The 15935-nt window shown below is 42.4% G+C and carries 15 protein-coding genes; 5 read left to right on the forward strand and 10 right to left on the reverse strand.

The genetic code is table 11. The features are described from left to right. Positions 1-98: 98 nt before the first annotated feature. The 7 genes from hemH to RB622_RS09390 form a co-directional block, all read right to left on the reverse strand. A complete protein-coding gene (gene hemH / locus RB622_RS09360) occupies positions 99-1160 on the reverse strand; it encodes a ferrochelatase (RefSeq protein ID WP_308046284.1) in 1062 nt (353 codons plus the stop codon). A gap of 87 nt (positions 1161-1247) precedes the next feature. Continuing rightward, a complete protein-coding gene (locus tag RB622_RS09365) occupies positions 1248-2201 on the reverse strand; it encodes an N-acetylornithine carbamoyltransferase (protein ID WP_308046285.1) in 954 nt (317 codons plus the stop codon). A 152-nt stretch (positions 2202-2353) separates the two neighbouring features. Continuing rightward, entirely contained in the window at positions 2354-2737 is a 384-nt protein-coding gene (locus RB622_RS09370; RefSeq protein WP_308046286.1) for a GxxExxY protein, read from the reverse strand. A 114-nt stretch (positions 2738-2851) separates the two neighbouring features. Then, positions 2852-3991: an aminotransferase class III-fold pyridoxal phosphate-dependent enzyme gene (locus RB622_RS09375; RefSeq protein ID WP_308046287.1), complete on the reverse strand. Its 1140-nt coding sequence runs from the start codon at positions 3989-3991 to the stop codon at positions 2852-2854. Between the two features lie 110 nt (positions 3992-4101). After that, on the reverse strand, positions 4102-5085 hold the full coding sequence (gene argC, locus RB622_RS09380) for an N-acetyl-gamma-glutamyl-phosphate reductase (RefSeq protein WP_308046288.1): 984 nt from the start codon (positions 5083-5085) through the stop codon (positions 4102-4104). 237 nt (positions 5086-5322) lie between these two features. After that, positions 5323-6522 carry an argininosuccinate synthase domain-containing protein gene (locus RB622_RS09385; RefSeq protein WP_308046289.1) on the reverse strand — a complete coding sequence of 400 codons (1200 nt, stop codon included), beginning with the start codon at positions 6520-6522 and terminating at the stop codon, positions 5323-5325. A 129-nt stretch (positions 6523-6651) separates the two neighbouring features. Further along, complete coding sequence (locus RB622_RS09390; RefSeq protein ID WP_308046290.1) at positions 6652-7362, reverse strand: GNAT family N-acetyltransferase; 711 nt, start codon at positions 7360-7362, stop codon at positions 6652-6654. Between the two features lie 364 nt (positions 7363-7726). Here RB622_RS09390 and aat point away from each other — a divergent pair, with 364 nt between their 5' ends. The 5 genes from aat to RB622_RS09415 all read left to right on the forward strand — a co-directional run bounded on the left by aat (position 7727) and on the right by RB622_RS09415 (position 12772). Beyond that, positions 7727-8356 (forward strand): leucyl/phenylalanyl-tRNA--protein transferase, encoded by a 630-nt coding sequence (gene aat / locus RB622_RS09395; RefSeq protein WP_308046291.1) that lies wholly within the window; start codon positions 7727-7729, stop codon positions 8354-8356. Between the two features lie 73 nt (positions 8357-8429). Further along, entirely contained in the window at positions 8430-9461 is a 1032-nt protein-coding gene (proB, locus tag RB622_RS09400) for a glutamate 5-kinase (protein WP_308046292.1), read from the forward strand. Positions 9462-9466: 5 nt separating this feature from the next. Continuing rightward, a complete protein-coding gene (locus tag RB622_RS09405; RefSeq protein ID WP_308046363.1) occupies positions 9467-10717 on the forward strand; it encodes a glutamate-5-semialdehyde dehydrogenase in 1251 nt (416 codons plus the stop codon). 112 nt (positions 10718-10829) lie between these two features. Then, positions 10830-11918 carry a M20 family metallo-hydrolase gene (locus RB622_RS09410; RefSeq protein WP_308046293.1) on the forward strand — a complete coding sequence of 363 codons (1089 nt, stop codon included), beginning with the start codon at positions 10830-10832 and terminating at the stop codon, positions 11916-11918. 26 nt (positions 11919-11944) lie between these two features. Continuing rightward, positions 11945-12772, forward strand: a complete 828-nt coding sequence (locus RB622_RS09415) for an enoyl-CoA hydratase-related protein (protein ID WP_308046294.1) — start codon at positions 11945-11947, stop codon at positions 12770-12772. Between the two features lie 61 nt (positions 12773-12833). Here RB622_RS09415 and RB622_RS09420 read toward each other — a convergent pair whose 3' ends face one another. From RB622_RS09420 to RB622_RS09430, 3 genes are all read right to left on the reverse strand, one after another. After that, the gene (locus RB622_RS09420) at positions 12834-14396 is read right to left on the reverse strand and encodes an Rne/Rng family ribonuclease (protein WP_308046295.1); all 1563 of its coding nucleotides are present in this window, start codon (positions 14394-14396) and stop codon (positions 12834-12836) included. 264 nt (positions 14397-14660) lie between these two features. Continuing rightward, positions 14661-15518 (reverse strand): tetratricopeptide repeat protein, encoded by an 858-nt coding sequence (locus RB622_RS09425; RefSeq protein ID WP_308046296.1) that lies wholly within the window; start codon positions 15516-15518, stop codon positions 14661-14663. A gap of 29 nt (positions 15519-15547) precedes the next feature. After that, on the reverse strand, positions 15548-15853 hold the full coding sequence (locus RB622_RS09430; protein WP_308046297.1) for an HU family DNA-binding protein: 306 nt from the start codon (positions 15851-15853) through the stop codon (positions 15548-15550). Positions 15854-15935: the final 82 nt, after the last annotated feature.

Genomic DNA, 15935 nt, shown 5'->3' on the forward strand with positions numbered 1-15935 from the left:
TAAAACTTGACTTCTTTTTGTTTTTGGCTATTTGGTAAATACGTCAATCAAACTTTAACGATTCCTGACAATAAATGACAATCCTCTGGCCAGGAAAACTACGCCTTCTTCACCATATCTTCCAACGCCTCAATCCAGATATCACTGTCGTTAAGGCTTTCTACCAATTGCCAGTGCTGGCCTCCTTCTTTTTCGAAAATCTCTTTATATTCCTCACCCACTTCGATCGTTGTTTCCAAACAATCGGCCACAAAAGCAGGAGAAAACGCCAGAACGCTCTTCACTCCTTTTTTGGCCAGTTCCGGAATAATCTCGTCGGTGTAAGGTTTTATCCAGGGTGTTTTGCCAAGTCTCGACTGGAAAGCAACGGTATATTTTCCTTCCGGAATTCCCATGCCTTTTACGAAAAGTCTGGTTGTTTCATAGCATTGCGCACGGTAACAGTGCTGGTTTTTCTCATTCAAGGTATCGCAGCAACTTCCAAACTCGCAATAATTCGCGACATCCCCTTTGGTAATTTGTCTTTCCGGAATTCCATGGTAGCTGAATACGAAGTGATCATACTCGTGTTTGGCCATGTATTTTTTACCAAGATTAACAAAACCCTCTACAAATTTCGGATGATCCAGGAATCTGTTAATGAATTTTATTTCAGGTAAAACCTCCCAGTCTTTCACCACTTCCATTACTTTCTTATAAACGGAACCGGTGGAAGCCGATGCGTATTGTGGAAAGAATGGTACGACGACGATCTCGGATAAGCAAAGTTTCCTCAATTCGTTCAAGCCATTTTCGATGCTTGGACTCTGATACCGCATGGCAAGTTTTACTACGAAATCATCACCCAATGCTTTTTGTAATTTCTTCTCAACGGAATGTCCGTAAATCTTCAGAGGTGAGCCTGCCGGTGTCCAGAGCTGCTGATAAATTTTAGCCGATTTGGGTGCGCGGAAAGGTGCTATGATCAGGTTAATTAATAGCCAGCGGTTCAGATAAGGTATGTCAATAACGCGTTCATCCATTAAAAATTCACGCAGATATTTTCTTACGTCAGGAACGGAAGGACTATCCGGTGTGCCCAGATTTACTATTAAAACGCCTGTTTTACCAACAGGTTTTTTTTTAAGTAAAGATGGATTTGTCAGCGTTTCGGTATTCATTACAAAAAATTAAAATTTACAACAGGGCGTGTTAACACTTAATATAACCCAGCCCGATGTCTACAAAGTTCGTATGTTGAAAAGTTTTTATGCATTTAATCCAAGCAAAATTTCTTTCAAAACAGCCTGTGCGGACCACTCCCGATTGGCAGCCTGCTCGATAACTAAAGAACGTGGACCGTCCAAAACATCGTCAGCCACTTTCATATTACGCCTGAGCGGAAGGCAGTGCATAAATTTACCGTTATCGGTTAAAGCCATTTTTGCCTCATTAATCATCCAGGAAGGATCTTGCGTCAAAACCTGGCCATATTGGGTGTAAGATGACCAGTTTTTGCCGTATACAAAATCGGCGCCTTCCAATGCTTTATTCTGGTCGTAAATTACTGTTCCTTTTCCAACAAATTTATGATCCAGGTCATATCCTTCCGGATGTGTGATCACCAGGTCCACATGCATCGGATTCATCCATTCACAAAAAGAATTGGCAACGGCCTGTGGCAATGCCTTAAAGTGCGGCAGCCAGGTCAGTACAACCTTCGGGCGCTCCTTTGTTTTAAATTCTTCTATGGTGATGCAATCAGCCAGGGATTGCAATGGATGACGGGTTGCAGATTCCAGGTTGACAATGGGAACACCAGCATATTTTTTGAATTGCTGGAAAACCATTTCGGTATAATCCTTGTCACGGTCTTCAAGCTCGGCAAAAGATCGGATGGCGATGATATTGCAATAACGTCCCATGATCGCCGCGGCTTCTCTCACGTGTTCAGCCTTCGTACCATTCATGATAACACCTTCTTCCATTTCCAGGCCCCAGCTATCCTGTCCAACATTCATGACAATCACATTCAGTCCCAAATTAGTGGCCGCTTTTTGGGTACTGATGCGGGTACGTAGGCTGGAATTAAAAAACATCAGGCCAATGGTCTTGTGCTTGCCAAGTGTTTCGTCAGCAAAAGGATTACGTTTAGCACTAATCCCGCTTGTAATAAGGTGATTAAGGTCTGAGACGTCTGCAAGTGAAAGAAAATGTTTCATTAATATTATGGTGTTGGATTTAAACGCAGAGGTAAAAGAGTTTTAGCGCTGAGTTTTAAGAGTTTTATTTTTATGTTATCAAGAGTTCAAATGAGTAGCCTTACGCAAAATGAACCCACTGTTCTAAGTATAAATTATGTTGTTCGCAGGCTTCAGGACTGGAAATTATTTACCACGCTCCGTATTCCTGCTTTTAGCGACATCACATTGAAATTAATAAGCAAACCCACCTTACAATTGGATAGTCTGAGATAAGTCAGTGTCTGAGCGAGATGTATCTGGTCAAGTGCCTCTACCGCTTTCAACTCTACGATCACTTTTCCTTCTACAAACAAATCGATTCTGAAACCTGTTTCCAAAGTTATTGTTTCATAAACAACGGGCAAAACCTTTTGCTTCTCGACAAACAAACCAGCTTTCACCAACTCGTAAAACAGACATTCAGTGTATACAGATTCCAATAAACCTGGACCTAAAGCCGTATGGATCTTGAAAGAGTATTTCAAAATTATTTCAGTGATGTCATTTTCAGGCATCTCTGTCTCTCATTTTGTATTACAACTAGTTGAAAATAAGATTATATTTTTTTCAACGTTGAGTAACACCTGGAAATAAAACAGAAGTAATAAGAAAACTCCCCAAACTCCGCGTTAAACCCCCTTTAACGCTGCGTTTAAACAAAGCCGCAAAGCTTCCAGGAACATATCAGCCTCGTCTTTACCCAAGGCAAGTGAAGGCAACAACCGAATCGTGTTGGCACCAGCAACGCCTGTAAACATGTTATGTTCAAATAACAATTTGTTACGAAGGTCTTTTACCGGGAAATCGTATTCTATTCCGATCATCAAACCACGGCCGCGAAGTTCTTTATATCCGCCAATTTCTTGGATACCTTTCAACAGATAATCTCCGATCTCTGTGGCATTATCCAAAAGATTTTCGTTTTTCATGATGTCAAGTACGGCAATTCCCGCTGCACAAGCCATGTGATTACCACCAAAAGTAGTGCCAAGCAAACCATAACTCGCCTTAAACTTTGGAGATATCAGAACACCGCCAATCGGGAAACCGTTACCCATTCCTTTCGCCATCGTCATCAGATCCGGATGGATTCCGCTGAACTGATGTGAGAAAAATTTACCCGTACGGCCATAGCCACACTGTACGCTATCCAGGATTAATATGGCACCCGTTTCATCGCATTTTTTACGCAATGCCTGAAGAAACGCGTCGCTGCTCACCTGAATTCCACCAACACCCTGGATTCCTTCCACAATCACGGCGCATACTTCGTCGGTAATTCCGTCAAGCGCGGCTATGTCATTAAACGGAAGGAAAGTAACGTGTTTGTTGTAGTTGACCGGAGCAACAATCGATGGATTGTCAGTAGCCGCAACAGCGCCTGCCGTCCGTCCGTGGAATGCTTTTGTAAAAGCAACCACTTTCGACCGGCCTGTATGAAAGGATGCCAGTTTCAAAGCATTTTCATTGGCCTCTGCGCCTGAGTTGACAAGGAAAAGCTTGTAGTCGGGATAACCCGAAAGGTCTCCAAGTTTTTCCGCCAATTCTTCCTGCAACGATATTTTTACCGAATTGGAGTAAAAATTGATCGCGTGAAGCTGCTTGCTGAGCATGTCCACATAGTATGGGTGGCAATGTCCAACAGAAATTACAGCGTGGCCTCCATAGAGATCCAGATATTTTGTACCGTTGGAATCCCACAGATAGCTGCCTTCAGCCTTAACAGGTTCTATATCGTAAAGTGGATATACATCAAATAAATGTGACATAGTAATATTTTGTTTTAAACGCAGAGGAAAAAGAGTTTCACGCAGCGTGACGCAGAGAAAAAAGTTTCAGCGTCCTCTGCGCCTAACTCTTTTACGCTGCGTTTAATACATCAGAATGACGGTGCCTTCAACCTTAATCCTGCATCTTCCGGTAGTCCAAAAAGTAAATTCAGATTTTGAACGGCTTGTCCCGATGCGCCTTTGGTCAGGTTATCGATAATGCTGCTGATCAGTAATTGTCCGTCGTGTACTTCCAGATGAATGAAACATTTATTGGTGTTCACAATCTGTTTAAGGTCAATCGGCGTATCACTTACATGCGTGAATGGATGTTCCGCGTAGTAGGTTTTATAGATCGTCTTTGCTTCTTCCAGTGTTCCCGAAAACGGAGTGTACACGTTGGCCATAATACCACGGGTAAAATCGCCGCGGTAGGGGACAAAGTGAACAGCCTTATCAAAACCAGCCTGCAATTTTTTGAGGCTCATTTTAATTTCTGTCAAATGCTGATGACTGAATGCTTTGTAAATGGACAGGTTATTATTCCGCCACGAAAAATGTGTTGTAGCGCTGAGTGACTGACCTGCGCCGGTACTTCCTGTTACTGCACTTACATGAACATCTTCTTTCAATAAACCACCATTAGCCAAAGGCAAAATGGCCAGTTCAATACTTGTTGCAAAACAACCCGGATTGGCGATTTTGGATGAAGACTTGATTTTTTCCTTTTGAAGCTCAGGCAAACCGTAGGTGAAACCGTTGGACTCATCGCGGAAATCAGTACTTAAATCGATGATTTTTACTGTTTCCTGAACGTTATATTCATCCAGAAATTTCTTCGATTCGCCGTGACCTGAACATAAGAAAACCGCATTCAGATCTGCCTGATTTAATAAGGTTTGAATATCTTCTCCGGAGAAAGTCAATTCTGTATCACCCAATAAATCGGTATGCGTGGCGTAAACCGGTTTCCCAACCTGACTTTTACTATGCGCAAAGGCAATGTTTACGTTCGGATGGTTAATGACAATTCTCAATAATTCGCCACCCGTATAACCTGCGGCACCTATGATGCCTATATTAACTTTATTCATTTTACCTACATTAAAACAGTCACTAGTCGTCGGTTGTGAGCTTAAAATAAATTCAAGATCGATTGAGTTTTATGCCTTCGGCAGATTTCGTTGGTAGAAGAGTTATTAATTCAGACACGAGGCGTTCCAATAGGAACGCATGGTTAGAAGAATCGATTAAAATTCTACCAACAAAATGTACCTATGGTGCAAAGTCACTCATGCAGTTATTAACCATTAATCATCAACAATTAACCCTTAATCATTACTCTCGCTTACTTTCTGATAAATCATTACCTGGTTCGATGCCACTTTTGAGAATCCTCTTACGTCATCACCCGTCCAGGCGTTGTTCATTTCTCCATAACTTCCGAATTTCGAAGACATCAGATCAAATGGAGACTCAATTCCTTCAACATAAAAACGATAAGGAGCAAGATGTACATGCACTTTTCCTGTTACATGTGATTGTGTATCAGACAAGAACGCTTCGATGTTACGCATTACCGGCTCAACAAACTGTCCTTTATGCAATAAACTTCCGTACCAGTTAGAAAGCTGTTCTTTCCAGTAAAGTTGTTGTTCGCTCAAAACGTGCTTTTCTAATGTATGGTGTGCTTTGATAATGATCAACGGCGCCGCAGCTTCAAAACCAACACGTCCTTTGATACCAATAATGGTGTCACCCACGTGAATGTCACGGCCGATGCCAAATGGTTGGGCGATAGCGGCCAGTTTTTGGATTGCCTGCACCGGGTTTTCGAAAGTTTCACCGGCTACACCTTTCAATTCGCCTTCAACAAACTCCAAAGTAATGGTTTCGGCTTCTGTTTTAGAAACTTGTGTTGGCCATGCCTCTTCCGGAAGATATTTCTCCGAAGTCAAAGTTTCCTTTCCGCCAACGGATGTTCCCCAAAGTCCTTTGTTGATACTATATGCAGCCTTGGCCCATTCGCGGCCCACACCTTTTTTTGTCAGATACTCAATTTCAGCCTCGCGTGAAAGTTTAAGATCGCGGATCGGTGTAATGATTTCAGCTTCAGGAATGATGATGCGGAATGCCATATCGAAACGAACCTGGTCATTTCCTGCACCTGTACTTCCGTGGGCAATCGCTGTGGCACCAATTTCTTTGGCATATTCAGCTACCGCAACGGCTTGAAAGACACGTTCAGCACTTACAGAAAGTGGATACGTGTTGTTTTTTAGTACATTACCAAAAATCAGATATTTGATACAATCATTGTAATAATCTGCGGTCTTGGAAATAGTAGCGTGGTTCTTCACACCTAATGAATAGGCGTTTGCTTCGATTGTTTTAAGCTCTTCGTCTGAAAAACCACCTGTGTCCACCAATACGGAGTGAACTTCATAGCCTTTATCTTCGGCCAGATATTTTACACAAAAAGAGGTATCCAATCCTCCACTAAACGCTAATACTACTTTGGGCTGTGACATTCTATGTTTTATTCTGATGTTAATTAAAATGGAATTACAAAGTAACGAAAAATACCTCGCATCGGAGTTTAAAAGCTGCCGGGCGAGGTATTTAGCATGATATAATAATCAATAATATGAGTGCTGTACTTAGTGTACGAGCATCGCCTCGGCATTTTTCTTTTTAGCACGTTCTTCCCTTCGCAACAAAATACGTTGCTTGATACGCATCCAACGCTCATAAAGGCTGGATTCTTTCAGGAAATCCCAGGTGTCTTTTTCTGCTTGCGCCTCGGTTTTTTTATGTTCCTCAGGGTTGTACATCATACCAGTACATAAGCAATGCTTACGGTTGGTACGGGTTAGTACATCATAATTCACACAGCTCGCACAACCTTTCCAGAAAGCGTCATCCGCAGGAAGTTCGCTGAATGTAACAGGCTCATAACCAAGATCTGAGTTGATCTTCATGACCGGCAAGCTGGTGGTGATACCAATAATTTTGGCATCGGGATACTTCAGGCGTGAAAGTTCAAAAGCTTTTTGCTTGATCGCTTTTGCCATACCACTGTTCCGAAAATCAGGATGAACGATAAGACCGGAATTGGCTACGAACTTTCCATGTTCCCAGGTTTCGATATAACAGAAACCAACCCACACCCCGGTATCAGTTGTGGCAATAATCGCTTTCCCTTCTACCATTTTTTCCATGATATACACAGGAGAACGTTTTGCTATACCCGTACCACGTTTTTTGGCACTCTCTTCCATTTCTGCACAAATCGTATCTGCAAAATGGAAATGATTTTCATTGGCGGTTTGTATAATGAACTTACTGCCTACTACTTCGGTATTTTTCATTGATGAATTTACTGACGAAAAATTGTTCGAAACAAAAATTAAGTTCCCAGAAAATTACGATGGGACGTTTCAAAAATTTAAAAAAAGACGGGGAAGAAGTTTTACCACATAGGTAAAAAGAAGTTAGACGGTCCTGGGGGACCTAAACCTGAAAGGTGTAGTATGAAGAACAGTATGTATGCCGTTGCTATTCATTTGACTTTGTTGGTCGTCTAAGAGAGTGCAAATTTTGTAAAAAAAAATGTTACTTGAAAGAAACATGCATTATATTTTTATAGTTCGTCTTACAGAAAAAAATATTCAGACATACTGCGTTTTTTTTTAGCTTGCAGCAGTCTTTAAATATGTTGCACTAAAATTGAGCATGACGCCTCTAACTGCCGACGATCTTTTGTATGGATACATCAATGGAATTTTCCCAATGGCTGAGCCGGACGGAACAATTTACTGGTACTCACCGGATCCCAGGGCAATCATTCCAATAGACTCCTATAAATCTCCAAAGTCTCTCCGACCGGTTATAAATAAAAAAACTTTTGAAATTCGCATTGATTGTAATTTCGAGGGTGTGATGCATGGATGTGCGGCTCCACGGGCTGTGGAGGAAGGGACATGGATATCGGAGGATATTATTGCGGCTTATACAAACCTGCATAAGATTGGATATGCGCACAGTGTGGAAGCTTACCGGGAAAACAAACTGGTGGGTGGGTTGTATGGTGTTGCCATTGGCGGTGTTTTTTTCGGCGAATCGATGTTTTTTATCGAAAACAATGCTTCCAAGGTCGCATTTCATTTTCTGATTGAAACTTTACGTGCCAATAACTATATATTGCTGGACACACAGTTTATCAATGACAACGTATTAAGGTACGGAGCCATTGAAATACCCAGGACCGACTATATGGAAAGACTGAAAAAGGCGCTTCAGTTAAACCGAAAGTTTCTCTTAAATCCGCCGCAAACTGCTTCTCCCAAACATTCTGCTTTTTAATAATCAGGTAACTAAGTAATTTTAGCCTGAAATTTCATTCTGACAGTAAGAAGTATTTTTAAGTTTTAATAAAGTGTCAAAACCAATCCTTGTTATCAAGTTCGGGACAGCGTCCATCACGCTGCCTTCGGGAGAGCCCGATGTTACGATTATTTCAGAAGTAGCCCGTCAGGTTTCTTTATTGCATCCCAGATACCGCATCATCATCGTTTCGTCGGGAGCGGTGGGGGCCGGCAAAGCTTATATTAACGATTATAAGGGAACGATGACGCAGCGAAAAGCGGCTGCGTCGGTAGGAAATCCTTTATTGGTTGGTTTATATGCCAGCTATTTTGCTCCGAACGGTATTTTTATTGCACAAAGTCTCTGTGAAAGACAGCACTTTGCAAACCGGAATAAGTTTTTACAACTGAAAAATACTTTTGAAGAACTTTGGCAGAATAATATCATTCCCATTGTGAATGAAAACGACGTGGTGAGTGACCGGGAGCTGAAGTTTTCGGATAATGACGAACTGGCTACGTTGCTGGCCGTTGGTTTCGGAGCGGAAACGCTGATGTTCTGCACGTCGGTGGGTGGTTTGCTGGACGAAGACGGGAATATTATCGGGAACGTATCCAATGTAAATGAGGTTTTTAAATTTGTAAGAACGGATAAATCATTTCTGGGATTGGGCGGTATGGCTTCCAAACTGACCTTTGCCAAACTGGCTACCCGCATGGGAATCAAGGTTTTTATTTTTGGGATGAAACAGCAGGACGAATTGCTGAAAGCACTCGAAGGGAAAGCGGGTACGGAAATGAGCCCTGAAAAAAGTACCCTGTCTGCGCGGAATCGCTGGCTGGGAAGCGGAGGCTTGGTTTCAGGAAGACTGCACGTCGATGAAGGGGCTTCAAAAGCTTTGCTGAAACGGAAAAGTCTGCTGGCTGTGGGGGTGATCGAGGTGACCGGAGATTTTGAAGCTGGCGAGATTATTGAAATTTATGCGCCCGATGATGAAATGATTGCGGTTGCCCGGGCGAGGGAAACTTCCGGTGCGATAAAAGTGAATTTGAAAACATTGAATTTTGAAGTGGCACATGCCAACGATATCGTTTTATTATAATGGAATTGGAATCTATAATACCTCTTTTAAAAGCAACCAAGGATGCTTCTCTTGCTGTTCGTAAGTTATCTGACGCACAGAGAGCCCGGTTGCTTAACGCTTTGGCAGACAGAGTTTTGGTAAATACCGCCAACATTATTACTGAAAACCAGAAAGACCTGGTGTTGATGGACGATGCAGATCCCAAAAAGGACCGCCTGCTTTTGACAGAAAAAAGAATTGTTGACCTGGCGCAAAGTTTACGCGATGTGGCCGCGCTGCCAGATCCGACGGGAGAGGTTTTATTGGAAAAAACGATAGAGCAGGGGATGTCGTTGCAAAAGCTGACTGTTCCGCTGGGCGTTGTGGGGGTGATTTATGAGTCAAGACCTAATGTGACGCTGGACGTAGCTTCGCTTTGTTTGCGTTCGGGAAATGCCTGTGTACTAAAAGGAGGTAAGGAAGCGCATTTTTCCAATACCTATCTGGTTGGTTTGATTCATGAAAGTTTAATGGAAATCGGGATCGACTGGTCTGCGGTGATGCTGCTGCCAACGGATCGTAAATTTGTCAATGAACTTCTGACGGCCACCCAATATGTGGATATCATTATTCCCCGTGGTTCAGAAGGGCTGATTCAATTTGTAAGGAAAAACTCTCTGGTACCGACCATTGAAACCGGTGCAGGTGTTTGTCATACTTATGTTGAAAAAACAGCTGACCTTGAAAAGGCGAAAAATATCGTTGTCAATGCAAAGGTTTCGCGCCCTGCTGCCTGCAATGCACTGGATACGGTAATCGTTGACGCAGCCGTTGCCGCTGAATTTTTACCGACTTTAAAGGATGATTTTATCAAATGGAACGTAGAGGTTTTTGCCGATGAAGTTTCGTATGACATTCTTAAAAAGGCTGAATATCCTTTTTTACAAAGAGCGGAACCAGAAGATTTCGGTAAAGAATTTCTTGACTACAAATGCTCGATCAAGGTTGTGGAAGGGTTTGATGCGGCTTTGGACCACATCCATAATTTTTCATCATGCCACTCGGAAGCCATTATTTCAAAAAATTCGGAGGCCATTGAAACGTTTTTAAATGAAGTGGATGCTGCTGCGGTTTATGCCAATGCCTCAACGCGTTTCACAGATGGCGGCGTGTTTGCATTGGGTGCCGAAATTGGTATATCCACACAGAAATTACACGCCCGGGGTCCCTTTGCTCTGGAAAAACTGGTGACCGAAAAATGGGTTGTCAGAGGAGACGGGCAGATTAGAGCTTAATTGATCTGTAATTCTAACAGATATATAATATGGAAAGGAAGTTGCCGGTATCGCTGCAACTTCCTTTTTTTATACCTTTGCCCAAAATATTGTTGTACCAGAAAGTCCAAATATGTCTTCTTTAACTGATTCTGAAAATATTAAAATACTATCTGAGGAGGCTATTGTGCTTCTTAAAAAGCTGATTGAAACGTCGTCGTTCAGCAAGGAAGAGGAAAATACCGCCGCATTGATCCAGGATTTCTTCAGACAGAAAAATATTCCTTTTCAGACAAAAAAGAATAATATCTGGGCTTACAATAAGTTTTTCGATGCCTCAAAACCAACGGTGTTATTAAATTCGCATCATGATACAGTGAAACCAAATAAATCCTGGACACTGAACCCGTTTGAGGCTTTGGTCGAAAACGATAAACTTTTCGGCTTAGGAAGCAATGATGCAGGAGGTTGTCTGGTCTCGCTAATCACTACTTTTTGTCATTTTTATCAGCGTGAGGATTTAAAATATAACATCGTGATTGCGGCAACCGCGGAAGAGGAAATTTCAGGAAAAGAAGGGCTGGAAATCGTTGTTCCTGAGTTACCCGAGATTTCTTTTGCGATCGTGGGGGAACCTACCGAAATGCATTTGGCTGTGGCTGAAAAAGGATTGCTGGTGCTGGATTGTACTGCAAAAGGGAAATCCGGCCACGCGGCCAGAGAGGAAGGGGATAATGCGATTTATAAGGCCATTCAGGATATTGACTGGATCCGGAATTATAAATTTCCGAAAGTTTCCCCGACTTTGGGCCCGATCAAAATGTCTGTAACGATGATCAATGCCGGGACGCAGCATAACGTGGTGCCTGATGCCTGTGCTTTTACGATCGATGTAAGGGCAACGGACCAATACACATTGGAAGAGATTATTGAAATCATTCAGGCCAAGATTCAGTCAGAAGTGAGCGCACGTTCCATTCGTTTGCGTCCTTCCAGCATTCCTATGGAGCATCCGATTGTGCAGGCTGGCTTAAAACGTGGCCGGACCGCCTATGGCTCGCCAACTACTTCGGATCAGGCACTGCTCGATTGTCCGTCGCTAAAAATGGGGCCGGGCCATTCAGAACGGTCACATACGGCCAATGAATTTATTTATCTGCACGAAATCAACGCGGGTATCAGTCAGTATATAAGCATGCTGGAAGAAGTAGTTGTAAATTAGGAGTCTCGACCAAACCGATATTTGCTATGCCGTTTTACAAAGAAGAGGCTCTCCGGAACTTCGACGCTGTTCAGTTCCTGTATATTGAAACTTCTTTGAACGAACATGTATTTGATATCATACTGAACCGCCCGGAAAAACGGAACGCTTTTACACCAACCATGGTGAATGAAATAGCTTTTGCGTTGGCGTATGCAAAGTTTCAGGATGCAATTCGCTGTGTCGTTATTAAAGCCCAGGGCCCGGTTTTTTGTGCCGGGGCTGATCTTAACGCTTTTCATGATCCGGCCGCTGATCAAAGAAATCCAGCACTTCCTGAACCCGAGGAAGAAGTCCGGCTGGGCGACGCTTTTTCGACTTTATGCAAACCATGTATTGCACAGGTTGAGGGTTCTGTTTTGGCAGGAGGGTTTTTAATCATCTGCGGGTGCACTTTCGTAGTCAGTATCCCGGAAGCGGGTTATAGCTTGCCGGAAGTAAAAAGAGGGATCTGGCCGATGCAGGTGATGGCGTCGTTGCTTCCGATTATGCCCAAAAGGAAGATATTGGAAATGTCAATAACGGGGAAAAGTTATTCAGCAGAAGACGCGCTGAATCTGGGCCTTGTTACCCAAATCGCTGCGAAAGAAATCATCGGGGAGGAAGTTGCCAAACTTGCTGAATCGATCTGTTCCAATGCACCTTACGCGATTAAATCAGGCATGGAGGCGCTCCGAAATCTATCGGCTATTCCTGAAAATGAATACCACCGTTATCTCAAAAGTCAATTAGACAAAATCCTGCAATCCGAAGACGCAAAAGAAGGTACAGCCGCTTTTAAAGAAAAGCGAATGCCAATCTGGAAAGGAAAATAAAGAAAATACAAACGAACTTCGGAACAAGCCATCCTAAAAGCTAAAACCTAACAGCCAAAAATCAGCTTCCCGGAACAATCTCGATTTCTTCCCCGTACTTGTTGTGGAATTTGAAATCAATCACGCCCAACGACGTATCCTTGATCAGCTTCACCCAGGTTCTGTATTGGAAGAACCATTTTACCTGTTCAGAAATCAGTCCTTTTGTAAAATAAGCGTGGATAAACGGATGAAGCGCGATGGTAATACCACGTTCATTTTGTTTTGAAAGAATATAATCCAGATTCGAAAGGATAATATCCGTTACCAGAATACTCGCCTGAATTGTTCCCGTACCGCCGCAAGTTGGGCAGGTTTCGCGGGTAACAATATTCATTTCGGGCCTTACACGCTGACGTGTGATTTGCAGTAACCCGAATTTCGAAAGCGGAAGCACCGTATATTTTGAACGGTCTCCTTTCATTTCGTCGCGCATCATGTCAAAAAGAACGCGCTTGTTTTCCGCTTTCTTCATGTCGATGAAATCGACAACGATAATACCGCCCATATCACGCAAGCGCAACTGGCGGGCAATTTCTTTTGCTGCTTCAATGTTTACACTGAGCGCCGTAGCTTCCTGATCTTCTTCCGAATTGGACTTATTTCCGCTGTTCACGTCAATCACGTGCAAAGCTTCTGTATGTTCAATAATCAGATAACCGCCGTTTGGCAAGCTCACCGAACGGCCAAAAAGAGATTTAATTTGTTTCTCTAAACCGAATTGTTCAAATATCTTATTCTTACCGTTATGCAGTTTTAAGATGTTTTCCTTGTCGGGTGCAATGTTGTGGATATAGGCTTTAATATCCTCGTAAACTTCTTTTGAATCCACCGTAATGCTGTCAAACGATTCGTTGAGCATGTCACGGATAATGGAAGAAGCGCGGTTCATTTCGCCGATCACACGGTCGCGGGGTTTGGCATCACGAAGCATTTTGATGCCATTTTCCCACTTGTCAAGACAATCCTGAAGATCTTTATTCAGTTCGTCTACATCTTTTCCAGTGGCGACGGTACGGATAATGACACCGAAGTTGGCTGGTTTGATGGAAGACATCAGGCGTTGCAAACGTGTTCTTTCCTGTTTGTCAGTAATCTTTTTGGAAAGGTTTACTGAATTGGAAAAAGGAACTAAAACGATGTAACGACCTGCTATGGAAATATCACACGATAGGCGGGGACCTTTTGTTGAAATTGGTTCTTTTACAATCTGAACCAGAATCGGTTGATTCTTTGAGAGTACTTTATCAATCTTGCCAAGTTTCTCAATTTCAGGCTCCATTTTGAAGTTACTCAACTTGCCTGAATTGACACGCTTGGAAATTACATCCTTGGTTAATTTGTTGAGCGAGTTGATGTTAGGCCCTAAGTCCAGGTAATGCAAAAAAGCATCTTTCTCAAACCCCACGTCTACAAATGCGGCATTAAGCCCAGGCACGAGTTTCCGAACTGTACCAAGGTAAATATCCCCAACGGTAAAGCTCTGATCCGGTGTTTCGACGTGGTATTCTAACAGACGTTTATCCTGCAAAAGGGCAATACGTTCTCCCTTTTGAGTAGAATTTATTAGTAATTCGTTACTCAATGTTCAACCAACCAAATGGCTATATAAAGTTAATACTCAACCTCCTGCTTTTACATGAAAAGACAGGCAACATATATATCGTAAGAGATAATATGACCGGATTCATACTATAAATCCGGTCACATATCAATTATTTCTTCTTATGTCTATTTTTTCTAAGACGTTTCTTTCTCTTGTGAGTTGAAATCTTATGTCTCTTTCTTTTCTTTCCGCAAGGCATAAATTTATGTCGTTTATATAATAAAAAATAATTGTTTTACATTTTTAATTATCAAGACGGGTTTGAAGCTCCACGATGGCCTGTTGGATCACCGGGTCTTTTTCCTCCTTCTTCACTTCTGCCAGTACTTTACGGGCTTCTTCCTTCTGACCCAATTCTACCAGTGTAAGTCCTAAATAAAACTTAGCCTTTGTATTTTTAGGGTTGTTGGTCAGTATTTGCTTGAACCTGTCAGACGCTTTCGAGTATTGGTTCGAACGCATGGACAAAATACCAAGGTTAAATAAAGCCAGCTCATTTGTAGGATCCGTGTCCAGCACTTCACGTAACATCAAAATTCCCTGCATCGGGTTTTCTGTATTCACGTAAGTCATGGCCATATTGGCTTTCGCAGCAAGCAGACCAGGATTTAGTTCAATTGCTTTTCCGTAAAATTCGCGTGTTTTGTTCCCTAAGGCCTTCGCCTTGGCTTCATCCACGGCAAATCCATATGCTTCATAATAACGGTCACCAGCCCTGGTAACATGCTCAACCGAGGGCGATAACTGGGCTACCAGTTCGGCATAACGTGCGGCGCTGTCAAACTTTTGAAGTTTGGCAAACGTGTCAGACAATTTTAATCCGGCCGTTATTTTTTCTTTTCCACTTGCCTGATTGAAGCCACTTCTCTGTTGATCAACTTGTTTTTGTTGTTCAGGAGAAAAAGTGGCTCCATCATGCATGTTTGAGGGAGTTTCGGATGCCGGAGTAGCTGATGCCGAAGCACCGGGTGCTGCCGCCACCTCACTCTTCTCGGTGTCCACTTCTTTTGCTTTTGTATTCACAACAACTTTCGGAAGACTGTAAAGTGTTCCGACCAATGCCAGTGCTAATACGCAAGAAAGAATTATAGACTTTTTCATACTGTTTTAATCAAACCTATTTAGGTAAATTATTTTTCAGCTAAATCTTTCATTTTGTCGCTCACTTTAACTTGCTCAACAAAAACTTTTGCTGGCTTAAAGCTAGGTACAAAATGCTCGTCAATGATCATTGAAGTTCCTTGAGAGATATTACGAGCTACTTTACGGGCACGCTTTTTATTGATAAAGCTACCGAAACCTCTAACATATAGATTTTCACCGTCTGCAAGTGAGTCTTTTACCACGGTGAAAAACGATTCTAGCGTTTGTTGAACATCGCCCTTGTCTACACCTGTTTTCTCGGAAATTTGTGCGATTACGTCTGCCTTAGTCACTTTGATTGTTTACTTTAAGTGGATATTATTTCGTTTATTTATTTCCTCCTCTAAATTTTGGGAACACAAAGGTAGGGTAATT

It is taken from the genome of Dyadobacter sp. LHD-138 (assembly GCF_030929615.1).
Classification (GTDB): Bacteria; Bacteroidota; Bacteroidia; order Cytophagales; family Spirosomataceae; genus Dyadobacter.

Coding starts and splice junctions, on each gene's coding strand:
- RB622_RS09385 (WP_308046289.1), bottom strand. CDS start 6,522: ATGTCACAGCCCAAAGTAGTATTAGCGTTTAGTGGAGGATTGGATACC.
- RB622_RS09425 (WP_308046296.1), bottom strand. CDS start 15,518: ATGAAAAAGTCTATAATTCTTTCTTGCGTATTAGCACTGGCATTGGTC.
- aat (WP_308046291.1), top strand. CDS start 7,727: ATGACGCCTCTAACTGCCGACGATCTTTTGTATGGATACATCAATGGA.
- RB622_RS09410 (WP_308046293.1), top strand. CDS start 10,830: ATGTCTTCTTTAACTGATTCTGAAAATATTAAAATACTATCTGAGGAG.
- argC (WP_308046288.1), bottom strand. CDS start 5,085: ATGAATAAAGTTAATATAGGCATCATAGGTGCCGCAGGTTATACGGGT.
- RB622_RS09415 (WP_308046294.1), top strand. CDS start 11,945: ATGCCGTTTTACAAAGAAGAGGCTCTCCGGAACTTCGACGCTGTTCAG.
- RB622_RS09390 (WP_308046290.1), bottom strand. CDS start 7,362: ATGAAAAATACCGAAGTAGTAGGCAGTAAGTTCATTATACAAACCGCC.
- RB622_RS09375 (WP_308046287.1), bottom strand. CDS start 3,991: ATGTCACATTTATTTGATGTATATCCACTTTACGATATAGAACCTGTT.
- RB622_RS09370 (WP_308046286.1), bottom strand. CDS start 2,737: ATGCCTGAAAATGACATCACTGAAATAATTTTGAAATACTCTTTCAAG.
- hemH (WP_308046284.1), bottom strand. CDS start 1,160: ATGAATACCGAAACGCTGACAAATCCATCTTTACTTAAAAAAAAACCT.
- RB622_RS09365 (WP_308046285.1), bottom strand. CDS start 2,201: ATGAAACATTTTCTTTCACTTGCAGACGTCTCAGACCTTAATCACCTT.